Source organism: Exiguobacterium sp. HSB13 (assembly GCF_056764755.1).
The window spans coordinates 1-466 of the sequence record NZ_JBUZOM010000036.1; the positions used below are offsets into that span (position 1 = coordinate 1).

At 46.8% G+C, this 466-nt stretch carries 1 pseudogene; it reads right to left on the reverse strand.

From position 1 onward, the window contains the following. Window positions 1-36 precede the first annotated feature (36 nt). A pseudogene (locus ACZGCQ_RS16925) lies at window positions 37-466 on the reverse strand (ATP-binding cassette domain-containing protein); the annotation flags it as partial.

Here is a 466-nt window from a genome sequence, read left to right on the forward strand (position 1 = left end):
TTTCTGTTCTACGGTCATCATTCTTCCTCCCTCGGCTTACGCTTTTGTTTCGATTTCGACGTCTTCGGTGCCGAGGTCTTTTTTAACCCAGTCATAACCTGCTGCTTCGAGACGGTGTGCGAGTTCTTTACCACCATACATGCCGATTTATCCGCCCATCATGATGTGGATGAAGTCTGGCTCGATATAGTTCAAGAGACGTTGGTAGTGCGTGTTGATCAAGCAGCCGAATTCAGGTGAACGCATTTCGTTGACACCTTTTGCGACGACTTTCAGTGCATCGATATCATGACCTGAATCGATTTCATCAAGAATCGCGATCGCTGGCTTAAGCATCATCATCTGAAGAATTTCGTTACGTTTCTTTTCTCCACCTGAGAAACCTTCGTTGCGTTAACGGTGGGCCATTTCTGAAGGCATCTCGAGAAGACCCATTTGTGAACCGAGCTCACGGATGAACTTCATG